The following is a 24806-nucleotide window of genomic DNA, read 5'->3' as shown; positions in this document are numbered from 1 at the left end:
CTGCGGTCTCCAGGGGATACGTCGGGAGGCGCGGTTCCGTTCATCGACGACCCGCGCCTCCTCGGCGGGGTCGCGGCGGTCCTGCCCCGCGGCCGACGGGGACGGTGGGAGCCCTCTGCGGACGACGGACGCCCCGCCCGGAGCGGATCCGGGCGGGGCGTCGGCGGGGTGACGGGTCGACGGGTCAGGCCGCCGGACCGCGCGAGGCGCGACGACGACGCGAGACGACCAGCGACCCGAGACCCAGGGCGACGAGCAGGGCCGCGAGCAGCCCGGCGGTCGCGGTTCCCTCGGCGCCGGTGAAGGCGAGCGAGTCGTCGGCGACGGGGGCTGCGGCGGCCGGGGCTGCGGCCGGGAGCGTCGTGCCGCCCGACCCTCCGACGGTGGACCCCGGACGCGGAGCCGTCCCGTCGACGCCCGCCGGAGCGGTGCCGGGACGCTCGCCGGGAAGGACGACCGACACGCGGGTGATCACCGAGGCGGAGCCCGCGTTCACACCGCGGACGCCGTCGGGGCTGGTGGTCGGCACATCGATCTGACGCGACGACAGGACGTACTCGCCGGGCTCCAGGAAGGGTACGTCCCGCCACGTGCCGTCGGCGGCGACCACGGCGATCAGCTCGCCGCGGAAGTCCACGTCGTCGCTCGTCACCTTGATCAACACGGTGGCGCCGGGGGTGCCCGTGCCGACGAGCTCCTCGGTGACCGCGGGGCGGGGTCCGAAGACGGCGTCCTGCGGGTACTGGCCCGCGGCGACGAGCACGCCGCCGTCGGCGACGGAGGTGATCGCGGGGGCGGGGAGCGTCACCGGGCGCACCGTGAAGTCGCGCCCGCCCGAGACCGCGGAGCGCGAACTGATGCGGCGGCCGGTGTCGTCGACGAGGTACTGCCGTGCGCTGAAGCGCCACTCGCCCGTGGGGATCGTCGCGACGTGGGTCAGCACGCCCGACGCCGGGACGGTGATGTCGCCCGACGGCCCGCGCTGCGAACTCGAGGCGTCCCGCCACGACATCTCGACCTTAGCACCGGGGGTGGCGCGGACGACGATCGTCACGGGGCCGCCGAGACGGGTGGCCCCGGAGGCGCGGGTCGGCTCGTACAGGGCGCCGACCGTCGGCGAGACGACGGACACGGGGCCCGGCGCCGCCAGGTAGGCCACGACGTGCTGGAAGCGGATGCGCGACTCGGGCGAGGGGGTGCCGCTCGGCCGCCCGTCGGCGCCGGGGGCGGACTGACGGACGGTGGTGATCCACTCGATCGAGCCCAGCTCGAGCGTCGCCGTCCACCGACCGTCGGAGCCGACGGGCGCGAGGGCGTACTTCGTGGGGCTGTACCAGCCGCGGATCGGGTCGGCGCGGACCGTGACGACGGCGCCGGGCTGCCCGGTGCCCGTGAAGGTGACGGGGGCCGCGGTGTCGCTCTCGCCTCGAGCGGCGGAGCGGACGACCGAGCCCGCGGTGGGGCTCGTGAGGATCGGCGCCGTGGTGATGGGGGCGGCCTCGGCAGCGGCGTCGGCGGCGGTCTCGTCGGCAGCGGCGTCGGCGGCGGTCTCGTCGGCCACGGGCTCGGCGGCGGCGTCGGGCACGGGCTCGGCGGCGGCAGGCTCGGCGGCCACGGGCTCGTCGAGCGCGGGCGTCTCGGCGACGGGGGCCTCGGCCGCAGGCACGGCGGCGGGCGTCTCGTCGACCGGGGCCTCGACGGCCGGGGTCTCAGCGGCCGGGGTCTCAGCGGCCGGCGCCTCGACCGGAGGGGCCGGGGTGGCCGGGGTGTCGGCGGCGGGTGTCTCGACGACCGCGGCGGACGTCGGGTCGGCGACCAGCGCCTCCTCGGTGACGGTCGACTCGGCGGGCGTGGCGGCGGTGGCGGTCGGGACGACCAGCAGCACCCCTCCGACGGCCAGTGCGAGCGTCGTCGGGATCGCCGCCGCCTTCTTCCAGGTGGTGTTCGTGTGCGCGTGCACGGTGGTGCCTCTCTGCGTGGGTCGAACACGCCGGTCCGCTCTGACCCACCCCGAGCGCCGGACGTCCGGCGTGGTGATCTCCCTGCCGACATCGCTCAATCTAGGAGGCCGCAGGGCGCCGTGACCGCGGCGAGATGCTTCCGTGATGCAACATCGTCCTGCAGGATGACGAGCCCTCATCTATGCGGGTGAGGGCGTCCACCTGAGGGTGTCGTCGTCCTTCGCCCAGGCGGTCGGAGCGGCGTCGGACCCGGGCATGTCGGTGAGCCAGTAGGTCTGGTCGGGACTCCATCCCGCCATGACCGAGGCGGTGCGATCGTCGACGGCGATGGCGCGGCCGGCGGTGAGCAGATAGCCCGCGACGGAGACGTGCACGGCGTCGACGACCTCGGCGACGGATGCCCAGTCGGGCGACACCCAGTCGCCGTCACGGCCCGTGGTGCGATACCAGTCGCCTCGGTGGACGCCGCTCACCTCGAGAGGGTGCTCGCGGCAGAGTCGAGCCCAGTCGTCGGGGCCGGCGACCTCGATGACGCGGGCGTCGGGCGGGACGACGAGCGGCACGACCCGCGCGCCGTCCTCGCCGAATCCGTCTTCGACGAGGCGCAGCCCGAGGGGGACGCCGTCGGGGCCGGCGTGCGTCGAGACCGGCCCGACCCGGTTCGGCGTCGACCACCACTCGCCGCTCGTGGCGCGAGCGGGGTGCCCCGACCGTCGCCCCCGTGGTGGCCGTGATCGGATCTCGTCGGCGACGACCCCGTCGCGCCACTGCTGCAGGGCCGCCCGCGTGCCGATGATGCTCCAGCTCGGCGGTTCGCGGCTCTCGGCCCAAGGGGTGTCGAACGCGACCAGATGCTGTCGGGCTGCGAGGCCGTCGCCCCACCAGGCTGTGGCCGGGGTCGAGACGACGTGCTCGGCGATGCGGCGGAGGGAGGCCGTGACGGCGGGCTCGACGAGCAGCAGGTCGTCTCCGTCGGGCTCCTGCCAGTAGGCGGCGGCGTCGACGGTCGCCTCGAGGGCGGCCATCAGCGTGTCGTCGTCGAGGTGCGGCAGCTCGACCTCGTCGAGTGCTGCGCCGAGTTCGGCGGGTGTCGGATCGGGCAGGGGCTCGTCGGCGCCCGGACCGAACAGGACGATGGAGGTGCCCGCCCCGCTCGCCTTCGCCGCCCGGTACGACGCGGCGAACAGCAGATGCCCGAAACGCAGCCCCGCCTCGGTGATCGGCTCCGCCTGCTTCACGAGCTCGAGACAGAACCGGCGCCCGCGCGGTCCGGCGAGCAGGGAGTCGGGATCGAGGCGCACGGCGCTCAGCCTAGGGACGACCTAGGCCCACGCGATCACGGTCGAGACGAGCGTGTGGATGAGACCGAGGGCGAGGACGGTGGGGAAGGTGAACGCGGCGACCATCCCCGCCATCATGCCGAGGTGCCGCCCTCGCCCGCCCCGCACGCCGGCCGCGGTCGCGACGACGACGATGACGGCGACCGCCATCAGCAGGAACGCCAGGGCTTGCACGCTGAGATCGACGAGGGTGCGCTCCTGCTCGGACAGCGCATCCCAGGATGAGGTCTGGAGCGGCAGCGTCCATCCGACGAACAGCGTGGCGAGGGCCGTGGGCACGGCGACGACGACCGCCAGGAGGCCGAGCATCCGCGTCACCGCCTCTCCCGCCGCACAGGTCGACCCGGTGCGAGGACCCCGCGTAGCAGGAGGTGCGGTGTCGGTCATCGACGAGATGGTCGAGCGGGCGCGTCGGCGCCGGCCCGGGAACGGCGCGCAACCCGAGCCGGGCCGGATGCCCGGGCGTCGCGCCCGAGGACGGTCCACGCGACGATCGTCACCGGGGCGATGACCACGAGCAGGACGATCCACAGGGCCTTGGCCGCGTCGCTGAGTGAGGATCGGACGACGCTCACGACGAACCACGTGGCCGCGGCGACCAACGCCACGACGATCACCGTCCAGCCGAGGTCGTACGACGCCGGGAAGACGACCGCGGCTCCTTCGGGGCCGGCGAGACTGAGCGGTGCGAGCATGCGCTGAGGCTATCGGTGACACGCGATCCACCGCACCGGCGGCGCCTGCGGCACAGTGTCCTGGTGACCGATGCGACTCCCCCACCCCACCCGGCTCCCGACCGCGACGTCGAGGTCCTGCGCCTCACAGCGTTCTCGTCCGACCCCGCGGGTGGCAACCCGGCCGGTGTCGTGCTCGACGCCTCGCCTCTCGGTGACGACGACATGCAGCGCATCGCAGCCGAGGTCGGCTACGCCGAGACCGCGTTCGTCGTCGACCCGGGCACGGACTCCCGCTCCCGACGAGTCCGCATCCGCTACTTCTCGCCCGGTGCCGAGGTCCCCTTCTGCGGCCACGCGACCATCGCGACGGCCGTGGCGCTCGCCGAGCGACGCGGCGTCGGCCCGTTCACGATCGACACCGCCGTCGGTCCCGTCGTGATCGACACCGCCCGAGGAGGCGCGGCGAACGCCCCCGAGACCGCGATCACCGCCTCCTTCACCAGCGTCGAACCCCGCGTGCGGAGTCTCGACGCCGACGTCGCCGCGCGTCTGCTCGCACTGCTCGGACTCTCCCCCGACGACCTCGACGAGCGCTGGCCGGCACGGGAGGCCTACGCCGGCAACCGGCACCCGGTCGTCGCGGTGCGCGATCGGGCCGTCTTCGACGGGTTCGGCTTCGATCCGGTCGCGGTCCGCGGGCTGATGGACGAGCAGGGCTGGGCCGGAACGGTGACCGTCGTCCACCGCCGGAGCGGCGCCGACGAGCCGCTCGTCGTCGAGGCGCGCAACCTGTTCCCCGTCGGCGACCTCACCGAGGATCCGGCCACGGGGTCGGCGGCCGCCGCCCTCGGGGCGTATCTCCGCGCGCTCGATCTGATCGCGCCTCCTGCCCGGTTCGTGGTCCACCAGGGTCGGCACATCGGCCGCCCGGGGGTGCTGCTCGTCGACGTCCCGTCGCACGGCGGCATCACCGTCACCGGCACGGCGGTCGCGATCAGCTGACCGTCGACTCCGAGGCTCCGCCCTGCTTGTCAAGCCCCCGGGGATGAACATCGAGTGGAATTTGCATGAACTGCAACCTTGTGGTCGTCTATGAGTTCCCACAGCGTTGTGAAAGAGAGAATCCGTGACGAGCAAGACCTCACCCGCCGACGCGCCCGCACGACGCGGGCTGACCGCGTTCCTCGCGGCCCCGCCACCCGCGCCCCGCCTCGACGAAGCGACCGTCGCGCGCCGGTACCCGCGCCTCCGGCTGCAGGTGTTCGTCGGCATCTTCATCGGCTACGCCGCGTACTACCTGATCCGCAACAACGTGCCGCTGGTGTCGACGATCCTCAAGGACGAGAACGGCTTCAGCACCGTCGGCCTCGGAGTCATCACGAACGGCGTGCTGCTCGCCTACGGGTTCAGCAAGTTCCTCAGCGCGATCGTCAGCGATCGCAGCAGCGCGAGGTTCTTCCTGCCCATCGGACTGGCGCTGTCCGCATCGGCGAACCTGTTCATCGCATTCGTCCCCGCCGTCGGGGCGAGCGTCGCCTTCTTCGCGGTCGTGATGATATTCAACGGGTTCTTCCAGGGGATGGGCTGGCCGCCGAGCGGGCGCACGCTCGTCCACTGGTTCTCGACCTCCGAGCGAGGCGGCAAGACCGCCATCTGGAACGTCGCCCACAACGTCGGAGGCGCGGGTGCCGGTGGTCTCGCCGGTCTCGCCCTCGCCTGGTTCGGCGGGTGGCAGAGCGTGTTCTGGTTCCCCGCGATCGTCTGTCTCGTCATCGCCGTCGTCGCCCTGGTCCTGCTGCGTGACACCCCCGAGTCCGAGGGTCTGCCGCCCATCGAGGAGTACCGCGACGACCCGGCTCCGGTCGAGACCGACGCCTCGGACGAGGGTGCGTCCACGTGGACGACGATCCGCCGCTACGTCCTGACGAACCGCACGATGGTGAACCTGGCGCTGGCGAACGTGTTCGTCTACACCCTCCGGTACGGAGTGCTGGTCTGGGCGCCGGTGTACCTCGCCGAGGTGCGCGGGGCGAGCCTCGGTGAGGGGATCGCCGGGTTCTCGCTGTTCGAGCTCGCCGGGATCCCGGGCACCCTGCTCTGCGGCTACATCAGCGACCGGGTGTTCACGGGCCGCCGCTCGCCCACGGGCATCCTCTTCATGGCTGCCGTCGGCGTCGCCGTGGCCGTGTACTGGCTCTCGCCCGTCGACGGCCCGCTCTGGGTCTCGCTGGCGATGCTCGTCGCCATCGGCGGCCTGATCTACGGACCGGTCATGCTGATCGGGCTGCAGGCCCTCGATCTCAGCCCGCGCAGCGTCGCCGGCACGGCCGCCGGCTTCACCGGACTGTTCGGCTACGTGCTCGGGGCGACTCTCGCCTCGACGGGCATCGGCCTGTCGGTCCACGCCTTCGGCTGGGACACCACCTTCGTCCTGATCCTCGTCTGCGTCGTCCTCGCGATCGTGCTCCTCGCCATCGTCGGACGCGACGAGAAGGCGCTCAAGGCCCGCCACGAGACACGTGACGAGGCCCGCCGGGCGTCGAGCTGACCGCATCGCCGGCCGGCCCATCCGTCGCTCGAGGGAGGCGCGGGGCCGGTCGGCGACGTAGCGTCCCCTCATGGACGAGTCCACGGAACGCCCCGTGCCCGACCCCGAGAGCGGCGCCGGCGCCGCCGACGACGCGGAGGAGTCGGACTCGAACGACGTCGCGATGGCGATCGTGTTCGGCGTCGTCGGCGTGACCCTGGTGCTGACCCTCGACACGCCCTGGGCGGGGCTGCCCATGCTGGTGCTCGGCCTGTTCTTCGGCGGCAGGGCCGTCCGTCGGAGCCTGCGCCCGGGCGGCGATCCCGCGAGCACGCCGACCACCAGGGCGTCGGAGGCCGACGACTAGCGGCGCATCCGATCCGTCGAGAATCGCGCCGTGGCGAAGTCCCCGCCCTGCGGGGTGCGCTGGTCGATCGGCTCGACCTCGCCTCGTTCTGCGGAGTCGTCTTCGGGCACGTAGCCGAGGGCGGCGCCGGAGTCGAGATCCCACCAGCGGGTGGTGTTCGCCGACACCGCGTAGAACACGGCCGTCTTCTCGGTCGTCGTCATCGCCGCCACGAAGGCACGGACGGCGTCGGCGGGGCTGAGCCAGGTCCGTTGCGCGCGGGCGGACTCGGGCGCGTCGGCGTAGGTGCCGATGCGGACGGAGATCGTGCTGAGGTCGAACTTGTCGGCGTAGAGCCGGCAGAGCGCCTCGGCGGCCGCCTTCGAGACGCCGTAGAAGCCGTCCGGGCGGACGGGCATCTCGGGTGTCACGCGATCGCCAGCCGTGTACGAACCCGTCAGACGGTTGCTGCTGGCGAAGACGACCCGGGGCACGCCGGCTCGCCGGGCGGCCTCGAGCACGTGGTACGTGCCGACGATGTTCACCTCGGCCAGATCGTGGAAGTCCGCTTCGTCGGGGATGCCCCCGAGATGGACGACCCCGTGAGCCCCCGCGAACAGCTCGGTCAGCCCCTCGAGGTCGGCCAGGTCGGTCGTCGCGGAGGTCTCGCCCTGGTCGGCGGGGACGACCGGTCTGATGTCGGTCGAGACGAGCTCGACGCCCCGCTCGAGGAGTGCTGCTCGGAGGGCGGTTCCGATGGTGCCGGCCGCGCCGGTGATGACCCAGCGGCGGCCTGTGATCGTCGTCATGGACGGATCGTACGACGAGCCTCCGACACCGGGGCGGGTCCGCCGCTCAGTGACCGAGCTCGATGAGGAACACCCCCGCGATGATGCAGACGATGCCGGCGCCCATCAGCCAGGTGAGCGGGTCGCCGAAGAGCACGCGGCCCAGCACGGCGGTCAACGCGACGCCGGTCGCGGCCCAGACGCCGTAGGCGACGCCGATCGGGAGACCGAGCGAGAGCGCGGCGCCGAGCAGCGAGAAGGCGACGACGTATCCGATTCCGACGGCGACGTACCAGCGCCGTCGCCCGTCGGTGGCGAGCTTCAGGCTGATGGTCGCGGCCACCTCGCACACGATGGCGATCGAGAGGAGCACCCACGCCATCAGGGACCTCCGTCCGTCTGCGGGGCGGGCGGGGCGTCGCCCGGGTGACCCGCGCCTCCTGAGATTTCCGACGCCGCACGGGCCCGGGCGGAGTGCGCCCGCTGCGAGCCGAGCTCGACGAGCAGCACCCCGACGACGATCAGCGCGAGGCCGACGATCATCACCCCGGTCAGCGCCTGGCCGAACAGCACGGCCGCCATGACCGCGGTCAGCGCGACGCCCGACGCACCCCAGATGCCGTAGGCGACGCCGATGGCCATGCCGCCCTTCAGCACGCGGGTCAGGCAGAGGAAGGCCGAGAGGTAGCCGACGACGACGAGGGCGTACCAGCCGGGTGCGGTCACGGCGGCCTGCAGCGCCAGCGACGCGGTGACCTCGACCGCGATCGCGCCGCCGAGCCAGAGCCAGGTCATGCTGTGGTTCCTTCCAGAAGAGACGCGACGGCCCGGGCCGCGAGGGCGACGGAACCGCGAGCGCTCTCGCCGTCGCGATCGGCGAGCCACGCCGTGCCGATGCCGTCGGCGACGGCGATGAGCAGCGCCGCGACCTGGGCGGTCGGGACCGACCAGCGGAGACCGTCGGCGGCGGACCATTCGTCGACGTCGCGCGTGACATGACGTCGGTACTCGGCCTGCTCCCACCGCGCGAGGTCGACGAGCTCGGGGTCGCGGCGAGAGAAGGCGATGAGCTCCGCGAGCGCCAGCGCATGCCCCGGGCGGTCCATGACGAGGTCGAGTCGCGCTCGGAGACCGTGCTCGATGCGCTCTACGGGAGCCAGGGGGACGACCGGCCGGGCGAATGCGGCACCGAGCGCGGCCCGGAGTTCGCGCCCGAGCACGGCCGCGAACAGGTCGGCCTTCGAATCGAAGCAGTAATGGAAAGACCCGTGCGGCAGCCCCGCTCGTGCGGTCACCGCGCGGGTCGTGACCCCCGAGACCCCCCGGTCGGCCATGACGGTGACGGCCGCCTCGATCAGCTGCCGACGCCGCTCGTCTTGCGGTCGGTGCTCTCGGGGTGGGCTCATAGCTCGAGCGTACGACGAATTGGCCAACTGGCCAACTGGGGGTTCGCCGAGGCTCTGCTGGGAGTGATCCAGGGTTCTCTCCGATTTGGCCAAGTGGCCATTTGTTCCGTCTAGGGTCTCCGCATGATGACGACTCGAGACACTCCGATCAGCGCACCCATCACCATCCGCCAGGCGCAGGGAACCGACACAGGCGTTTCGGCGCCACTCGCCGAGGCCTTCGAAGAGGATCCGGTGATGGCGACGTTCGTCCCCTCCGGCCCGGGGCGCCTCGCGCGACTGGACACCCTGTTCACGGCCCTCCTGCAGTCCGGACCCCTCGCGTCGGGGACGGTCGACGTCGCGGTCGATCAGCGTGGCCACGTCGTCGGGACGGCTGTCTGGGAGTCGCCGAGAACAGGGCCCGAGACCCCGGGACCGTTCCTCGCGCAGCTGCCCGCGTTCCTCCGCGCTCTCGGACTCCGGGGCGCCCTCGCTGCTGCACGCCACCGAGCCGTGCTGCACCGGCCGCGACCCCGACTGCCGCACTGGTACCTGGCCGAGATCGGCGTCGCCGCCAGGGCCCGCGGTCTCGGCGTCGGCACCGCACTGCTCGAGCATCGTCTCCGGCGGATCGACGGAGCACGAGGCGCGGCGTATCTCGAATCGTCGACCGATCGCAATCGCGCCCTCTACCGTCGCCATGGCTTCGTCGAGCTCGGGGTCATCACGGGGCTGCCGTCGGGCGAACCCATGGCCATGTGGAGACCGCGGGCCTCGGCGCCGACGCCGATCTGACGGCGTCAGAGACCGCTCGCGAAGGCCTCCACCCGGAGTCGCAGGTCGCCGATGCGCCTCAAGCGGGCCGCCTCGACGTCGAATCCCTCGTAGGCCGGCGGCGGCGCGGTGCGCGCGTTGCGCGAGCACTGGAAGTCCTCGCAGACGAGACTGCCGATCGTGTCGCCGTTGCGACCGGCCTGCCCGGATCGCTTCGCGCTGTAGAACACGACGTCGTTCGGCAGCCTGACGTCCTGACACCACGAGCACTGCGGCCGCGAGCGCGGCATGGCGTCCGCACGGCGGAACAGGATGCCGACCGACTCGCCGTCGACGGTCGGCACGACGGCGTAGGCACGTCGCCCCATCTTCGGGTCCCGCCAGCCGAGGAAGTCGAGGTCGGCCCAATCGAGCAGGTCGAGACCGGGAGGCGGGGTGAGGTCGGAGACCTCCTTGCGGGAGGCGTTGACGAAGGAGGCGCGGAGGGCCTTCTCAGAGAGGGGGAGCATGACGTGCCGATCGAGATGTGGTCGTCCGGACGCACGACGTGCGACGGGACGGGCGGGAGGTGGGTTCGACGAGTCCGGCCGTGTCGATGACACGACCGGGGGCGTCAGGCCCTGGAGCCGGCGAAGACGCCGACGACCTCCTGAGAACGATCACTCACGTCGTCAGACTAGCCACCCGCAGACCATCGAGGTCGACATCGCAGCAGTCTGAGCGCCACCGCAGCACCCGGGAGCACTCTCGATCTCATGAGCGATCGAGACGACACCTTCACCGCCCTCAGCGTGCAGCGCGCCCGCGAGAACGTCGCGGAGGGCGGCAAGCCGTTCGCCTGCCTGCTGGTGCGCGACGGCGAGGTCGTCGTCGAGGCCGCCAATCACGTCGCGCAGACCGGCGACCCGACGGCGCACGCCGAGATCCGCGCCATCCGGCTGGCGGCAGAGCAGGGGCTCACCGACCTGCGCGGCATCGAAGCCTACGTCACGGCCTACCCCTGCCCGATGTGCCTCGGGGCGCTGTACTACGCGCAGCCCGACCGCGTGATCTACGCGGTGAGCCGGGAGGAGGAGGGCGAGCACTACGAGGACGGCAACCGCCTGATGACCCTCGACACCTTCTACGACGAGTACGCCAAGCCCCTCGACGAGCGCGCCCTCCGCGCCGAGAAGGGCCACGCCGACGACGCCACCGCCCCCTTCGTCGAGTGGTCCTCACGGCACCCGTCGTGATCCGCCCGAGGAGGCGCGGGCCGACGACGGACCGCCACCGTCCGGCCTCGACGGCACCGCACCTCCTCGGCACCCGGTCGTGCGCTCAGGGGTGGAACACCGCCCGGACGCAGCCGTCGGTCTTCTTCTTGAACATGTCGTAGCCCTGCGGTGCATCGCTCAGCGGCATGACGTGGGTGGCGAGGTGGTCGGTCGAGATCTCGCCCGCGGCGATGCGCTCGAGCAGCATCGGGATGTACCGGTGACCGAACTGCTGCCCCGAACGCAACGTCAGCGCCTTGTTCATGAAGGCGCCGAGCGGGAACTTGTCGACGTAGCCGCCGAACACGCCGAGCGAGAAGACGCTGCCGCCCTTGCGCGCCGAGAGGACCGCCTCGCGCAGCGCCGTCGGCCGGTCCGTCTCGAGCTTGAGCAGCGACTTCACCTTGTCGTAGACGCCGTCGGCGCGGTGGCTGTGCGCCTCCATGCCGACCGCCTCGATCGCGACGTCCGGGCCGCGTCCGCCGGTGCGCTCACGCAGCTCCGCCATGACCTCGGTGCTCGAGTAGTCGAGGGTCTCCGCCCCGATGCGCCGGGTCACCTGGTCGAGCCGCTCGGGCAGGCGGTCGATGACGATGACCTTCTCGGCGCCGAGCAGCATGCTCGCGCGCGCGGCCATCTGCCCGACGCCTCCGGCACCCCAGACGGCGACCGTGTCGCCCGGCTGCACTCCCCCGAGGTCGGCGCCCATCCATCCGGTGGGGACGGCGTCCGATGCGAAGACCGCCTGCTCGTCGGTGACGCCGTCGGGCACGGGGAAGGCGCCCGTGTCGACGAACGGCACGCGGACGTAGTCGGCGTGACTCCCGGCGAAGCCGCCCGTGATCTGGCTGTAGCCGAAGCAGCCGCCCGTGGCCGCGCCCCACAGCCCCTCGCCCATGCCCTGGTGCGGGTTCGAGTTGTCGCAGAGCGAGGTCTTGCCCGCCTTGCAGTAGACGCACTGCCCGCAGCTCATGAACGAGCAGACGACGACCCGGTCGCCGACCTTGCGCTTCGTCACGGCAGAGCCGACCTCGACGATCTCGCCCATGAACTCGTGGCCGAGGATGTCGCCCGCCCGCATCCCGGGGACGTAACCGCCCAGCAGGTGCAGATCCGAACCGCAGGTCACCGTCGTGGTGACCTTGACGATCGCGTCGTGCGCGTTGAGGATCCGCGGGTCGTCCACCGTCTCGACGGCGAGCTCGTTGATCCCTGTCCAGACGAGAGCCTTCACAGCACTCCCTCCCCACCGGAGCGGTGAGCGACGAGATCCGTCAGCCGACCGGCCGGCGTCGACCGCCGATGACCTTCGGGCTGCGGCTCCTGCCTCGTGATCTCGCCGACCTCGAGCAGCTGCTTCGTCTCGCGCAGCGCGCGGCGGACGTCCTGTCGCGGGTCGGCGCCGGTGGCCCGTCGGGCCAGCGATCCGACGGCGGTCGCAGGAGGCGCGGCGAGGGGACGCGCTGACAGCTCGGTCCCGCGACCCCCCGGCGCCTCCTTCGTGCGCACCTCGACCGAGTCGCCCAGGTCGCCGAGCGGGCCCGTGGCCGCAGCCGCGGCGACCTCGTCGCGAGGCCGGTCGACGGTGACGACGTGCCAGCGGTCCGCCGAGGCCCGTCGGCCGGATCGTCGGCGACGGACGACGACGACGGCTGCGGCCGTGACGGCGGGGAGGACGAGTGCTGGGGCGAGGCGCATGGGACTCCGATCCGCGAGGGGCTGCTCTGTCGGCCCGACGGTACGAGCCGGTCCGCCTCGACGACCGGATCGGGGCGCCCCCCTTGACAACGGCCTGAGGCCTCGTCTCGGGAGCGTGATGGATGCACAACGACTCTTGCGCAACATCCCTTGCGGAGTCTATCGTCGTCTCCATGACCCCCCGCGAGACCTCTCGGACGACGCTCACCTCGGCCGCCTCGATGCGCGTGATGGCGCATCCGACGAGGCTGCGCCTCCTCGGCCTGCTCCGCGAACGCGGCCCGCAGACCGCCGCCCTCCTCGGCGACCTGGTCGACGAGGCGCCGGGGACGATCAGCTACCACCTCGGTCGGCTGGCGTCGATCGATCTCATCGAACCCGCGACGGCGCAGAGCACGGATCAGCGCGAGCGCTGGTGGCAGGCGACCACGATGCTCACCTCGTGGGAGCCCGCCGAGCTGCTCGACGACCCCGACGACCTCGCCGCCTCGTCGGCCCTGCAGAAGTCGATCGCGCACGCCTACGCGAACCGGTACACGGACTACATCGACGCGGCACCGGCCCTGCCCCGCGAGTGGGTCGCGGCCGCGGCGAGCGGCGATCGCAGCCTGCGCCTCACGGTCGACGAGCTGGCCACCCTGCGGGGCGAGCTCGAGGCGCTCGTCGAGCGCTGGGTCGCGGCGAGCGCGAGCCGTGACCGCGACGACGACGGCGCGGAATCGGTCGCGCTCGTCTACCAGGCCTACCGGCGGCCGTGAGGCGCGCCCGATGCGCCGCGCATCAGCCGGGGGGTCGGTGACGACCACCCCGCGTGACCGTCGAGCCGTCGGCTCGCTGACCGCCCTGCTGGCGGCTCACGCCGTCTCGCAGACGGGCAACGTCGTGACGGCCTTCGCCGTGCCCTTCTACGTCCTCGGGCTCGGCGGCTCGGGAGTCGAGGTCGGGGTCGCCGCGTTCTTCGCGACCGTCCCCGTCGTCGTCGGCGGCGCGTTCGGCGGAGTCGTCGTCGACCGCGTCGGCCACCGTCGCGCCTCCGTCGTGGCCGATCTCGTCAGCGGGGCGGCGGTGCTGGCGATCCCCACCCTGGCGTTGACCGTGGGGCTGCCCTTATGGGCCCTGCTGGCGCTGGTCTTCGCCGGCGGCCTGCTCGACACCCCGGGGCAGACGGCCCGCCGCGTCATGCTGCCGCGCCTCACCGAACGGGCCGGCGTCCCCCTCGAGCAGAGCGTGGGCCTCCTCGACGGCTCGGAGCGCTTCGCGAAGCTCGTCGGCGCGTCGGTCGCGGGCCTGCTCGTCGCCGCGCTCGGGCCGCTCCCCGCCCTCTTCGTCACCGCCGCGACGTTCGCCGTGTCGGCGGGGCTCACGGTGGCGTTCGTCCCCGCGGCCACCCGGGAGCCCCCGGTGACCGGCGGCGACGGCAGCGTCACGACGGCCCGCACCTCGTACTGGTCCGATCTCGGCGACGGGCTGCGCTTCGTCGTCCGGGATCCCCTCCTGCGGCTGGTCGTCGCGCTCGTCCTCGTCACGAACCTGCTCGACGCCGCCCGCGGGTCGACCCTGCTGCCCCTCTATGCAGACGACCGACTGGGCGGAGCGGCCGCGTTGGGCCTGCTCGTCGCGACCATGGGCGGTTGCGCACTCGTGGGCAACATCGCGTTCGGCTTCGTCGCCCATCGGCTCTCCCGCCGCGTGACGCTCGCCGTGTGCTTCACCCTGGCCGGCGGCCCCTCGAGCGCCGCGTTCGCCCTGGGCGCCCCGCTGCCCGTGCTCATCGCGGCGACCGCCGTCGCCGGCCTCGCAGCGGGGTCGATCAACCCGATCCTCGGCGCCGTCCAGCTCGAACGGGTGCCCGAGCGCATGCGCGGTCGCGTCTTCGGACTCACGAACGCGGGGGCCTGGGCCGGAGTGCCGTTCGGCGCCCTGCTCGGAGGCATCGCCGCCGACACGATCGGCCTCGCCGTGGCCTTCGGGGTCGTCGCCGTCGCCTACACGATCGCCACGCTGACCCCCCTGCTCGGCGGCTCGTGGCGGTTGATGGAGCGAGAGCGGATCGCGCTCGGCCGGTCGGCGACCACCGGCGACCGCCCGCCCGCGCAGCGGAACGGCCCCGCCGAGGGCGGGGCCGTTCCGATCGATGATCGTCAGGAGGGGCGAGGAGCGTGACGGGTCAGACCTCCCGGCCCCGGTCCGCCCCGTCGTCGGCGGACGAAGCCTTCGCCGTGGCCGAGCTCGAGCCGCCCGGGAGCTCGACGTGCTCGACGTCGGCGTCGCTCTCGGTCTCGTCGGGGATGACCAGCAGCTCCGAGATGCGGCGGCGGTCCATGACCGTCACCTGCAGACGCGCCCCGTCGATCTCGACGATGTCGCCCACCCGGGCCAGTCGGCCGAGGCTCTCGATCACGAAGCCGGCGACCGTGTCGGACGCGCTGTCGGGCAGGTGGATGCCCGTCGCCTCCTCGAAGTCCTGGAAGTTCAGGCGGCCGTCGACCGTCCCGCCCCCGGCGCCGAGGTCCTCGGCGGCCGACTCGGTGTCGTACTCGTCGAAGATCTCGCCCACGACCTCCTCCACGAGGTCCTCGAGCGTGACGATGCCGTCGGTCCCGCCGTACTCGTCGATGATGACCGCGATGTGGTGCCCGCCGGCGCGCATGGACGTGAGCGTCGGCAGCACGCGGGCCGTGGCGGGCAGATACGAGATGGTGCGGACGATGTCGCGGACGGGGGTCGCCGGGTCCTTCGAGATGGCCTCGAACAGGTCGCGGACGTGCACGAAGCCGATGATGTCGTCGATGGACCGGTCGATGACCGGGTACCGCGAGTACGGGCGGTCCTGCACCTCGCTCGCGGCGTCGCTCACGGTGCCGGTGCCGTCGACGGCCGTGACCTCGGGGCGAGGGCGCATGACCTGGCTGAGCTGCCGATGACGCAACGAGAGCACGTCGTCGAGGATGCGGCGCTCGTCGTCGGGCAGACCCTCGTGGCTCGAGACGATGTCGCGGAGCTCCTCCTCGGTCATCTCCTCGCCCGTCTTGTGCGGGTCGCCGCCGAGCATCCGGACGACGAGGTTCGTCGAGATCGACAGCAGCCAGATGACGGGCCGCATGAGCACCGCGAAGACGGCCAGGACGGGTGCGACGGCGTAGGCGAACGAGGCGTTCCGCTGAATGGCCAGCCGCTTGGGCGCGAGCTCGCCGAGCACGAGCGAGAGGTAGGCGATGATCAGGGTCAGGGCGATGGTCGCGACCGTGCCCGCGGCCTGCTCGCCGAGTCCCCACGAGACGAGGAGGGGCGAGACCGACGGGGCGATCGACGACGCACCGTAGGCGGCCGACGCGAATCCGGCGACGGTGACGCCGATCTGCACGGCGGCGAGGAACATGTTGGGGTCGCGGGCGAGACCGGCGACCTTCTCACCCCGCTTGCCCCGGGCCGCGATGGCGTTGACCTGGCTCTCGCGCAGGGTGACCAGGGCCATCTCGGTGGCCGCGAACACACCCCCGACGAGGACGAAGACGACGACCAGGACGATGTTGAGGACGAGATCGCCGTTCATCGGGTCGTGGTGGCGATGGGCCGGGTGGTGCCCGGGGTCTTCCGGGCGCCCGGACTATGGCAGTCGGACGACGAGGACGATGAGTCTGCTGTGCGCTTCATGGGTGGAGAGTACCGGTAGAAGGGTGAGAGACACCGGCCTCGTCGTCGGCCGGACAGCCGCCTGCGGCTCAGCACCTCGGCCCTCCCACGATCGCGGCGTAGCGTCAGAGCATGACTGACGAGAAGCAGACCGAACCGATCATGGACGGCGCGACCGAGGCGACCAACGACGAGAAGCTCAGCGGGCTGATCGAGCAGGTCGAGCACGACCACGGCGACGAGGGAGCCGGCGCGATGGCCGACCACCTCCGAGACCGCATGGACGAGACGAGGACCGAGCCCGAGAACGGCGGCGACACCGAGGACTGACCCGCAGGGTGGCACCCCTGACCGCTGACCCCTGACCTGGGGGTGCCGCCCGCGCCTCCTCGACCGCGCCGCGGCGACGGTCCGTCGATACTGTGCAGACAGGGGGTTCTACCGGCGACGCGTCGGGGGCTCGTGCAGCCGGACGGTCCGGCGCCGATCGGTCCGACGACACGGGCCACGGCGAAGACGTCGCGCAGCGGCGTGATCAGGGGGAAGACATGGCGACACAGGCGACGACACGGAATCGGATCATCGGGGCGGTGGTGGCGATCGTCGTCGCCGTGCTCGTCTCGTTCGGGGTGCGGGCGGCGTTCCAGGCGTTCGGGGGCGACTCGAAGGAGGACGCCATCGCCGAGAACGTCGAGCAGGCGAAGGAGCAGTACGACCTGCCGCAGCAGATCGACGAGGTCACCGTCCTCGAGGACATCACGGCCGAGTCCGACGCGATCCACTACCGCTACACGCTGTCGGGCGAAGGCGTCGAGAGCGTCACCGAGGAGCTGCTCGCGGCGTCGGTGCTCCCGCAGCTGTGCAGCACGGCGGCGACGCGCGACATCCTCGACCGCGACATCGGGATGAAGTACTCGTACGACGTCGAGGGAACGGGCGACCAGCTCGAGCTGGCCTTCTCGAAGTCCGACTGCGCGTAATCCGCTCGCGGTCTCCCGGACCCGTCGACCCCGCTCCGGCGGCGGCTCGGCGGGTCCTTCTCATCCGGCCTTCCCGAGCTGCGATCGACCTGGCAGAGTGAGGCGATGACCGATCGTGCTCACGACGACCTCAATCGCTCGCCCGTCGACGACGACGCGGTCGACGATCTCTTCTCCCGCGCCGAACGCCGCGACCGGGTCGTGCAGCTCGGCGTCGTGCTCGGGTACGTCGGTCTCTCGTTCGTGCGCCCAGCCTCCCTGGCTCCCGTCGCGCGGGTCGCGTATCACGTGACCCTCGCCGGACTGGCGGCGGCAGGCACGGCCAGCGGACTCACGCGCGAGCCCTTCACCGATCCGAAGGTCACGGCAGGAGGCGCGGCGGGGGCCGCCGGGGTCGTCATCGGCTTCGCGCGCACCACCGAGGCCCTCGACGAGCGTCTGCACCGGTCGATCGAACGCCTCGGCGTCGACCGACCACGGTGGATCATCGCTGCGCTCAGCCTGACCGTCGGCGTCAGCTCGCTCGTGCTCGAGCGGGTCGTCACCGAGCGGAGGCGCGCCCTGGTCGAGGCCGAGGCGGCCGCGGCGACGGCGCCGGCGCAGTCGGCCTCCCGCTCGCACTGACTCCGCTCCGCCCCGGGGCGCACCCCCGCCAGCGCCGCTTATGGAGGGACACGGCGCCTCCCGACGACCGGGGCTGGCAGGATGGCGTCATGAAGACACTCGTCCTCGGCGGCACGGCCTGGCTCGGCCATCGCATCGCATCGACGGCCGTCGCCGCTGGGCATGACGTCACCTGCCTAGCCCGCGGCATCGCCGTCCCCGACGGGGTGACGCTCGTCCGGGCCGATCGCGATCACGACGATGCGCTCGCCCCCGTCATCGGGCATCGCTGGGACGCGGTCATCGACGTCGCCCGCGAACCCGGTCACGTGCGGCGGGCCGTCCGCGACCTCGAACCCGTCGCCGACCGCTACCTCTTCATCTCGACGACGAGCGTCTACGCCGCGCCCGGACCCGTCGGAGCCGACGAGTCCGCCGAGCGCGTACCGCCCCTCGCCGCCGACCGCGTGCCCGGCCCCGACGACTACGGCCCCGCGAAGGCCGCCTGCGAGGACGCGGTGCTCGACGCCTTCGGAGAGGACCGGGCTCTCATCGCGCGGGCGGGGCTCATCGGCGGCCCCGGCGACCCGACCGGCCGCACCGACTACTGGCCGTGGCGGTTCGCCCACCCCACCCGCGCCTCCTCGGCCGACACCGACACCAGCACCAGCACCAGCACCAGCACCAGCACTGACGGTCGATTCGTCCTCGTCCCCGACGCCCCCGACCTCCCGACGTCGGTGATCGACGTGCGCGACCTCGCCGAGTGGCTCGTCCGCTGCGCTGAGCAGAGCACGAGCGGCGTGATGGACGCCGTCGGCCCGTCGGCGCTCTTCCCCGCCCACCTCGAGGCCGCGCGAGAGGCCGCAGAGGCGGCACCCACGACGGTGACCGCGACGGCGTCGGCCGACTGGCTGCTCGCCCGCGAGGTGGGTCAGTGGGCGGGCCCGCGCTCACTCCCGCTCTGGATCGCCGACGCCGACTGGTATGGAATGAACGCGCGCACGGGCGACCGAGCGCGGTCCGCGGGACTCACGCACCGCCTCCTCGTCGACACGCTGCGCGACGCCCTCGACGACCGCGAGCGCCGGAGCGACCCCGGCACGCGCCCGAGCGGACTCGACGACGACGACCACGCCGCCCTGCTCGCCGAGCTGCTCGCCGGTGCCGGCGCGGGGGAAGGCTCGCCCGACTGAGCATCCCCCGCCGCCGTGCCTGCCGCGGGCACGGCGGCGGGCACGCGACAGCCGAGGAGGCGCGGCTCGCTCAGAGCAGGTCGCGCACCGTCTCGTACGTCCGGTCGGGTGCCTCGAGGTGCATGTCATGGTGCACGCCGGGCAGTCGGCGCACCTCCCACCCCACTGACTCGAGCCTCGTCGCGAGGGCGTCGGGCAGCACCGACGGGGAGTCGTCCGACAGCACGATCGTCGAGGGGACCTCGGGCGGAGCCACGACGACCGGGTGGAACGCGACGTCGCGGAACACCCCGACGGCCATCCGCCGGTCGAACAGCCCGTTCGCCCGATCGAGCGAGGCCCGGATCTCGGCGGTGTAGCCGGCACGCGTCCGGGCTCCGCGTCGCGCCTGCAGCGCCCCGGCGACGCCCATCGTCACCAGGGGCACCGCCCAGAACAGCCGACCGGCGATGCCCGTCGTGGGCAGGGTCAACCCGAAGCCGGGGTCGAGATAGACGGCCCGCGCGGGCTGCAGACGCCCCACGGCGCGCACGAGCACCGAGCCGCCGAGCGAATGCCCGACCACGGCGTCGAGACCATGCGGCAGGGCGTCGACGACGTCGTCGGCGAACTCGTCGAGACGGTACGACGACGCGCGGTCGCTGGCCCCATGACCGCGGAGGTCGATGGTCGTCACCGTGTGCTCCCCCGACGCGATCAGTCGGTCGACGAGGGGCTGCCAGGTGCCGCCGTCCGCGCCGAGGCCGTGGACCAGCCCGACATGACGCGCGCCTCGGCCGGTGGTGGTCGTGTTCAGCTGCATGCCGTCAGCATCGCGTGCGCACCTCCGACCGCGCCGGGAGCGGGCGTCCTGCCGGGCCGACCCGCGCCTCCTACGGCCTCGGCACCCCGCCCCGCTCCGCCTCAGAGGCCCCGCGCACGCAGCACCTCGGCCGCCGCCGCCCGGGCGACGACGAACGGCTCGGCGAACGTCCGCATGCCGAGGGTGACGAGTCCCCCCTCGTGCAGCAGCATCAGCAGTCGCGCCGTGCCGTCGGGGTCGTCCACGCCCGCCTCGCGGCACAGGGCGCCGAACAGCTCGAACATCCAGGCCTTCTGGCGGACGACCTCGGGCAGAGCGGGGTTGCCGTCGCTCCCGTCGCCCATCTCGGCCCGGGCGTTGATCGCGCTGCAGCCCTTCCGATCGTTGTCGGGCACCCAGAGGATCGTGGCGTCGAAGACGGCCAGCACCCGGTCGGGGCCCGGCTCGGGCACGAGAGCGAGGTGGGCGGCGATGTGCTCGCGCCATCTCTGGTCGCGGTGCTGCAGGTACGAGACGACCAGCGCCTCCTTCGATCCGAACCGGTCGTAGAGGGTCTTCTTCGTGACCCCGGCTTCGGCCGCGATGGTGTCGACGCCGACGGCGTGGATGCCCTGCTCGTAGAACAGCCGCGACGCCGCGTCGAGCACGCGACGGGCGCCGGGCGTGAGCGGAGGCAGAGGCGGCAACGACGCCGGCAGCGGGTCGGTCGAGGAGTCGGGGAGGCGCGAGGTCGTCTCGGATTCGGTCACCCCGAGAGTCTACCGATCTGTATAGTCGGTCGCATGAGTAAACAGATCGGTGTACTCGGTGCCGTCGTCACCGTCGTGGCCTCGGCCGCCTTCGTCACGTCGTGGAGCTCCGGCTTCGTCATCGCCAAGATCGCCACGGTCGACGTGCCGGCCACGACCCTGCTGGGCTGGCGCTTCGCCCCGCTCGCGGTCGTGCTGCTCGTCGTGCTGCTCGCCCGGCCGGGCGGGCTCGCGGCGCTCCGCACGGTGCCGCGGGCCGACCTCCGACGGCAGGTCGCGATCGGGCTCTCGGCCCAGTTCGGCTACTGCTTCTTCGTCTACGCCGCGGTCGGGGCGGGCATCGCGACCGGCACGACCGCGCTGATCGACGCCGTGCAGCCGCTCGTCGTCGCCACCCTCGTCGGGCCGCTGCTGGGGCTGCGCGTCCGCGGCGGCCAGTGGGTGGGCCTCACCCTCGGCGCCGTCGGGGTGGCGCTGGTCGTCGGATCGCAGCTCGGCGGCTCCGACGCGTCGGCGACGGCCTACCTGCTGCCCGCGGCGGCCATGGCCTGCCTCATCGTCGGGACGTTCGTCGAGCGGCGATCGGAGGCGCGCCTCCCCGTCGTCACGACCCTCACGATCCACATCGTCGTGACCGCCGCCGCGCTCATCGTGCTCGCACTCGCCACCGGCACGCTGGCGCCGCCCGCCGATGCGGCCTTCTGGCTGGCCGCCCTGCTGTCGGCGGCGCTGCCGACCCTGATCGCCTACGGCCTCTACTGGTGGCTGCTGCGGCGGGTCGGCATCACGGCCCTCAACGCCCTGCTCTTCCTCGTGGCGCCGACGACCGCCCTCGCGGGAGCCGCCCTGTTCGACGAGCCGCTGACCGTCGTGACCGTCGCCGGGTTCGTGCTGTGCGCCTCCGGGGTCGCGCTGGTCCTGATCCTCGAGGGAAGAAAAGATCCTGTCGTGTTGAACGTTCCGCGCAGCGCCGTCGTAAGCCCCTCCACAAGCGTCGTCCGACCGGATCACGCCCCGCGAGAGGCAGAGGAAGCATGTCGAAGATGAACCGTTCCGTCCGCACCCTGACCATCGGAGGCGCCGCCGCAGCCGCCCTCACCCTGTTCGCCGCCGCTCCGGCGAGCGCCGAGACCGAGGTCCCCGAGCCCTCGAGCTTCACGAGCGCCTTCACCGTCATGGCGACGCCCGACCAGGTCATCAACACCGAAGGCGCCGTCACCCCGGGCCAGGAGGGCGCCACCGGCACCTTCGACTTCCGCATCAACAGCGACCAGAACATCATCTGCTACGACATCACCCTCTCGGGCGTCTCGGGCGACTACAAGAGCCCGGCCAAGACGGCCACGCACATCCACGAGGCGGCGGCCGGCAAGTCGGGCCCGCCGCGCATCGCGTTCCCCAACCCCGTCGACGACGGCACGGGCGAGCGCACCAGCAGCGGCTGCCTCCAGGGGCCCTTCACCACGGGCGTCATGAGCGACGCGGGCGCCGACACCGGCGAGGGCTTCACGCTCGCGCAGATCGAGGCGAACCCCGAGGGCTTCACCGGCGACTCGCACACCGCCGACTTCGCCGCCGGCGTGGTGCGCGGCCAGCTGACGCAGGTGCCGGTCGGCGGGGTCGACACCGGTGCCGGAGGCGCGGCGAACGCCTCGTCCGGTGACCAGAGCCTGATCGGCGCCGGCGCGATCGGCGCCCTCGGACTGCTCGGCGCGGCCGGCGTGCTCGTCGCCCGTCGCCACCGCCGCCAGGAGTCCTGATCTCCGGCGGTCGCCCCGAGGCGGGTGCGTCGCGTGAGCGTCGCACCCGCCGGGCGGCCGCGCCCCTGATCGTCTCGGCCGCCGCGGTGGTCGCCCTCGTGCTGACCGGCTGCGCGCCGGACTCAGGAGGCGCACCCGCCGCACCGACGGAGGTCGCCGCCCCGACGGGGTCGGGTCCGACGGCGGAGCCGAGCGCGCCTCCTGCCGGGTCCACCGCACCGTCGGCGGCACCGACCCCGGTGGCGTCGCCGGCGATCGCCGACGGGGTCGCCCCGATCAGGGTGTCGGTTCCGTCGATCGAGCTCGACGAGCCCCTCATCGACCTCGGCATCGCCGCCGACGGACGCATGGAGGTCCCGACGGACTTCGACGACGTGGGCTGGTTCACCGGAGGCGGTCGCCCCGGTGGGAGGGGACCGACCGTCATCGCGGCGCACGTCGACTCGACCACGGGGCCGGCCGTGTTCGCGCGACTCTCGGAGGTCGCGGTGGGCGACGAGGTCGAGGTGCTCGACGCCGACGGCGCGCCCGCCCGCTACGCCGTGACCGAGGTCGAGGACTTCGCCAAGGCGGACTTCCCCACGGCCAGGGTCTTCGGCGCGACGGCCGACGACTCGCTGCGCCTCATCACCTGCGGCGGGTTCTTCGACCGGAGCGTCGGGCACTACGACGACAACCGCGTCGTCTTCGCCGAGCGCGTCCGGTAGGCCGGGGCCGGGCGGAGTCGGGCCGGGCGCCTCCGCCTCCCCACTTCGCCCAACTCCCCCGCTGCCGCCGCCGCCGCTCGAGTGGTCAGAAGATGCTCTTCCCCCCCCCGCTCACGGACGACATCTTCCGACCACTCGACTCCTGGCCGAACCGCGTTGCGGGGCACGGTGGTCGCTTCCCGCCCTTCGCGCCGCCCACGAGGGCCTCTTCCGACCACCGACTCGAGGCGCCTCCGGCGCCCTTCCGCGGGTCGGCGAGCTCCTTCACAGCGCAGATGCGGACTTATACTGGCTTCCATGGCTCAGATACGGATCCGCGACGCAGCGTCCTTCCTCGGCGTCAGCGACGACACCGTCCGCCGGTGGGTCGCCGACGGCACCCTCGTCGGCGAGCGCGACGCCTCGTCGCGCACCGTCGTCGACGGGCTCGCCCTGGCTCGACTGGCTCGCGAGAACGCCGTGCTGCCCGACGACCCGTCGGGCATCGGCCGTTCGGCTCGCAACCGGTTCGTCGGGCTCGTCACCGACATCGTGATGGACACCGTCATGGCGCAGGTCGAGATCCAGTGCGGGCCGCATCGCGTCGTGTCGCTGATGAGCAGCGAGGCCGTCCGCGAGCTCGGGCTCGAGCTCGGCTCCGTCGCGGTGGCCGTGGTGAAGGCCACGACCGTGATCGTCGAGACGCCTCAGCGACCGGTGGGCGCATGAGACTCCCCGCGGCCCACGCGAGCGGCGATATCGCTCCCTCGGGGCGCCCCCGCCGCACCCGCCGCACCCACCGCTCCCTCCGCACCCGCCGCGCCGCAGTGCTCGGCATCGTCGGGCTGACGGTCGTCGCGCTGACCGGGTGCGGGGCATCCGACGACGGCGCCACCTCGGCGTCGGGCTCACCGGGCGGTGACGACCTGTCGGGCAGCATCACGGTCTTCGCCGCCGCGTCACTCACCGGCTCGTTCACCGACCTGGCCGCCGACTTCGAGGCGGCGCATCCGGGGGTGTCGGTCGACCTCAACCTCGCGGGCTCGTCCGATCTCGCCACGCAGATCGTCGAGGGTGCGCCCGCCGACGTCTTCGCGTCGGCCGACGCGAAGAACATGAGCACGGTGGTCGACGCGGGCCTCACGGACGGCGACCCGGTCGACTTCGCGACGAACGTGCTCGAGATCGCCGTGCCTCCGGGCGATCCCGCCGGCGTGCGCGACCTCGCCGATCTCGCCGACCACGATCTGAACATCGTCGTCTGCGCCCCCGCCGTGCCCTGCGGCGCCGCGACGGTCGCCGTCACGAAGGCGGCGGGGGTCACGCTGACCCCGGTCAGCGAGGAGTCCTCCGTCACCGACGTGCTCGGCAAGGTCACCTCGGGCCAGGCCGATGCGGGGCTCGTCTACGTGACCGACATCGCCGCCGCCGGTGACGCCGTCGAGGGCGTCCCGTTCGACGAGTCCGCCGAGGCCGTCAACACGTACCCGATCGCGGCGCTCACCGACTCCCGAGACTCGGATGCGGCACAGGCGTTCGTCGACTACGTGGCCGGTCCCGACGGCCAGGCGGTGCTCTCGGCCGCCGGCTTCGGGTCGCCGTGACGAGGCGTCAGGCGGCGACAGCCGCTCGTCGCCTCCCC

The 24806-nt window shown here is 72.7% G+C and carries 30 protein-coding genes; 16 read left to right on the top strand and 14 right to left on the bottom strand.

Annotation, left to right across the window (positions count from 1 at the left end):
* Positions 1-184: 184 nt before the first annotated feature.
* The 4 genes from ASF17_RS15885 to ASF17_RS12880 all read right to left on the bottom strand — a co-directional run bounded on the left by ASF17_RS15885 (position 185) and on the right by ASF17_RS12880 (position 3996).
* Positions 185-1960: a hypothetical protein gene (locus tag ASF17_RS15885; RefSeq protein ID WP_055800498.1), complete on the bottom strand. Its 1776-nt coding sequence runs from the start codon at positions 1958-1960 to the stop codon at positions 185-187.
* Between the two features lie 180 nt (positions 1961-2140).
* The gene (locus ASF17_RS12890) at positions 2141-3262 is read right to left on the bottom strand and encodes a hypothetical protein (RefSeq protein ID WP_055800495.1); all 1122 of its coding nucleotides are present in this window, start codon (positions 3260-3262) and stop codon (positions 2141-2143) included.
* A gap of 21 nt (positions 3263-3283) precedes the next feature.
* The gene (locus tag ASF17_RS12885) at positions 3284-3610 is read right to left on the bottom strand and encodes a hypothetical protein (RefSeq protein WP_055800492.1); all 327 of its coding nucleotides are present in this window, start codon (positions 3608-3610) and stop codon (positions 3284-3286) included.
* Positions 3611-3684: 74 nt separating this feature from the next.
* Entirely contained in the window at positions 3685-3996 is a 312-nt protein-coding gene (locus ASF17_RS12880; RefSeq protein ID WP_055800489.1) for a hypothetical protein, read from the bottom strand.
* A 63-nt stretch (positions 3997-4059) separates the two neighbouring features.
* On the opposite strand from ASF17_RS12880, the gene ASF17_RS12875 reads away from it, so the two are divergent.
* From ASF17_RS12875 to ASF17_RS12865, 3 genes are all read left to right on the top strand, one after another.
* Positions 4060-4980 carry a PhzF family phenazine biosynthesis protein gene (locus ASF17_RS12875; protein ID WP_055800486.1) on the top strand — a complete coding sequence of 307 codons (921 nt, stop codon included), beginning with the start codon at positions 4060-4062 and terminating at the stop codon, positions 4978-4980.
* 124 nt (positions 4981-5104) lie between these two features.
* On the top strand, positions 5105-6526 hold the full coding sequence (locus tag ASF17_RS12870) for an MFS transporter (protein WP_055800483.1): 1422 nt from the start codon (positions 5105-5107) through the stop codon (positions 6524-6526).
* A gap of 70 nt (positions 6527-6596) precedes the next feature.
* A complete protein-coding gene (locus ASF17_RS12865; protein WP_055800482.1) occupies positions 6597-6872 on the top strand; it encodes a hypothetical protein in 276 nt (91 codons plus the stop codon).
* Here ASF17_RS12865 and ASF17_RS12860 read toward each other — a convergent pair.
* The 4 genes from ASF17_RS12860 to ASF17_RS12845 are packed head-to-tail and all read right to left on the bottom strand — an operon-like array spanning position 6869 to position 9045.
* The gene (locus ASF17_RS12860; RefSeq protein ID WP_055800480.1) at positions 6869-7660 is read right to left on the bottom strand and encodes an NAD-dependent epimerase/dehydratase family protein; all 792 of its coding nucleotides are present in this window, start codon (positions 7658-7660) and stop codon (positions 6869-6871) included. The genes ASF17_RS12865 and ASF17_RS12860 overlap by 4 nt on opposite strands.
* Before the next feature lie 46 nt (positions 7661-7706).
* Positions 7707-8021: a DMT family transporter gene (locus ASF17_RS12855; protein ID WP_055800478.1), complete on the bottom strand. Its 315-nt coding sequence runs from the start codon at positions 8019-8021 to the stop codon at positions 7707-7709.
* Positions 8021-8434, bottom strand: coding sequence for a DMT family transporter (locus ASF17_RS12850; RefSeq protein WP_055800476.1), 414 nt, complete (start codon positions 8432-8434; stop codon positions 8021-8023). Before ASF17_RS12850 ends, ASF17_RS12855 begins: the two co-directional genes overlap by 1 nt.
* Complete coding sequence (locus ASF17_RS12845) at positions 8431-9045, bottom strand: TetR/AcrR family transcriptional regulator (RefSeq protein WP_055800472.1); 615 nt, start codon at positions 9043-9045, stop codon at positions 8431-8433. Before ASF17_RS12845 ends, ASF17_RS12850 begins: the two co-directional genes overlap by 4 nt.
* A gap of 123 nt (positions 9046-9168) precedes the next feature.
* Here ASF17_RS12845 and ASF17_RS12840 point away from each other — a divergent pair, with 123 nt between their 5' ends.
* Positions 9169-9822, top strand: coding sequence for a GNAT family N-acetyltransferase (locus tag ASF17_RS12840; RefSeq protein ID WP_235476602.1), 654 nt, complete (start codon positions 9169-9171; stop codon positions 9820-9822).
* Between the two features lie 5 nt (positions 9823-9827).
* Here the strand turns inward: ASF17_RS12840 and ASF17_RS12835 are convergent, their stop codons facing one another.
* Positions 9828-10310, bottom strand: coding sequence for an FBP domain-containing protein (locus ASF17_RS12835; protein WP_055800469.1), 483 nt, complete (start codon positions 10308-10310; stop codon positions 9828-9830).
* Between the two features lie 246 nt (positions 10311-10556).
* On the opposite strand from ASF17_RS12835, the gene ASF17_RS12830 reads away from it, so the two are divergent.
* Positions 10557-11036 (top strand): nucleoside deaminase, encoded by a 480-nt coding sequence (locus ASF17_RS12830; protein ID WP_055800466.1) that lies wholly within the window; start codon positions 10557-10559, stop codon positions 11034-11036.
* Positions 11037-11121: 85 nt separating this feature from the next.
* Here ASF17_RS12830 and ASF17_RS12825 read toward each other — a convergent pair whose 3' ends face one another.
* Together ASF17_RS12825 and ASF17_RS12820 are read right to left on the bottom strand one after the other, a co-directional pair.
* Positions 11122-12291 carry a zinc-dependent alcohol dehydrogenase gene (locus tag ASF17_RS12825; protein ID WP_055800463.1) on the bottom strand — a complete coding sequence of 390 codons (1170 nt, stop codon included), beginning with the start codon at positions 12289-12291 and terminating at the stop codon, positions 11122-11124.
* Positions 12288-12755: a hypothetical protein gene (locus tag ASF17_RS12820; RefSeq protein WP_055800460.1), complete on the bottom strand. Its 468-nt coding sequence runs from the start codon at positions 12753-12755 to the stop codon at positions 12288-12290. Before ASF17_RS12820 ends, ASF17_RS12825 begins: the two co-directional genes overlap by 4 nt.
* Positions 12756-12928: 173 nt before the next feature.
* Here ASF17_RS12820 and ASF17_RS12815 point away from each other — a divergent pair, with 173 nt between their 5' ends.
* Both ASF17_RS12815 and ASF17_RS12810 read left to right on the top strand, forming a co-directional pair.
* Complete coding sequence (locus tag ASF17_RS12815; RefSeq protein WP_055800455.1) at positions 12929-13513, top strand: helix-turn-helix domain-containing protein; 585 nt, start codon at positions 12929-12931, stop codon at positions 13511-13513.
* 10 nt (positions 13514-13523) lie between these two features.
* Positions 13524-14918 (top strand): MFS transporter, encoded by a 1395-nt coding sequence (locus ASF17_RS12810; protein WP_082475342.1) that lies wholly within the window; start codon positions 13524-13526, stop codon positions 14916-14918.
* 4 nt (positions 14919-14922) lie between these two features.
* On the opposite strand, the gene ASF17_RS12805 is transcribed toward ASF17_RS12810, so the two are convergent.
* A complete protein-coding gene (locus tag ASF17_RS12805) occupies positions 14923-16308 on the bottom strand; it encodes a hemolysin family protein (RefSeq protein WP_082475341.1) in 1386 nt (461 codons plus the stop codon).
* Positions 16309-16520: 212 nt separating this feature from the next.
* On the opposite strand from ASF17_RS12805, the gene ASF17_RS12800 reads away from it, so the two are divergent.
* From ASF17_RS12800 to ASF17_RS12785, 4 genes are all read left to right on the top strand, one after another.
* Positions 16521-16718: a hypothetical protein gene (locus ASF17_RS12800; protein ID WP_055800452.1), complete on the top strand. Its 198-nt coding sequence runs from the start codon at positions 16521-16523 to the stop codon at positions 16716-16718.
* Between the two features lie 218 nt (positions 16719-16936).
* Positions 16937-17368, top strand: coding sequence for a hypothetical protein (locus ASF17_RS12795; protein WP_156357424.1), 432 nt, complete (start codon positions 16937-16939; stop codon positions 17366-17368).
* 105 nt (positions 17369-17473) lie between these two features.
* Complete coding sequence (locus ASF17_RS12790) at positions 17474-17992, top strand: hypothetical protein (RefSeq protein ID WP_055800445.1); 519 nt, start codon at positions 17474-17476, stop codon at positions 17990-17992.
* Between the two features lie 89 nt (positions 17993-18081).
* Positions 18082-19167, top strand: coding sequence for an NAD-dependent epimerase/dehydratase family protein (locus tag ASF17_RS12785; RefSeq protein WP_055800441.1), 1086 nt, complete (start codon positions 18082-18084; stop codon positions 19165-19167).
* A 70-nt stretch (positions 19168-19237) separates the two neighbouring features.
* Here the strand turns inward: ASF17_RS12785 and ASF17_RS12780 are convergent, their stop codons facing one another.
* Positions 19238-19969, bottom strand: coding sequence for an alpha/beta fold hydrolase (locus tag ASF17_RS12780; RefSeq protein WP_055800438.1), 732 nt, complete (start codon positions 19967-19969; stop codon positions 19238-19240).
* 101 nt (positions 19970-20070) lie between these two features.
* A complete protein-coding gene (locus tag ASF17_RS12775; RefSeq protein WP_235476601.1) occupies positions 20071-20718 on the bottom strand; it encodes a TetR/AcrR family transcriptional regulator in 648 nt (215 codons plus the stop codon).
* 33 nt (positions 20719-20751) lie between these two features.
* Between ASF17_RS12775 and ASF17_RS12770 the strand changes: the two genes are divergently transcribed.
* From ASF17_RS12770 to modA, 5 genes are all read left to right on the top strand, one after another.
* A complete protein-coding gene (locus ASF17_RS12770) occupies positions 20752-21765 on the top strand; it encodes a DMT family transporter (RefSeq protein ID WP_082475340.1) in 1014 nt (337 codons plus the stop codon).
* Positions 21753-22478 carry a CHRD domain-containing protein gene (locus ASF17_RS12765; protein ID WP_055800435.1) on the top strand — a complete coding sequence of 242 codons (726 nt, stop codon included), beginning with the start codon at positions 21753-21755 and terminating at the stop codon, positions 22476-22478. Before ASF17_RS12770 ends, ASF17_RS12765 begins: the two co-directional genes overlap by 13 nt.
* Before the next feature lie 86 nt (positions 22479-22564).
* Entirely contained in the window at positions 22565-23185 is a 621-nt protein-coding gene (locus ASF17_RS12760; protein WP_235476600.1) for a class F sortase, read from the top strand.
* A 297-nt stretch (positions 23186-23482) separates the two neighbouring features.
* A complete protein-coding gene (locus tag ASF17_RS12755; protein WP_055800430.1) occupies positions 23483-23893 on the top strand; it encodes a TOBE domain-containing protein in 411 nt (136 codons plus the stop codon).
* Positions 23890-24768, top strand: coding sequence for a molybdate ABC transporter substrate-binding protein (gene modA, locus ASF17_RS12750; RefSeq protein WP_082475339.1), 879 nt, complete (start codon positions 23890-23892; stop codon positions 24766-24768). Before ASF17_RS12755 ends, modA begins: the two co-directional genes overlap by 4 nt.
* The last annotated feature ends 38 nt before the right edge of the window (positions 24769-24806 follow it).

Source organism: Frigoribacterium sp. Leaf263 (assembly GCF_001422285.1).
Lineage (GTDB): Bacteria > Actinomycetota > Actinomycetes > Actinomycetales > Microbacteriaceae > Frigoribacterium.
This window is presented reverse-complemented; position numbering and strand designations above follow the sequence as displayed.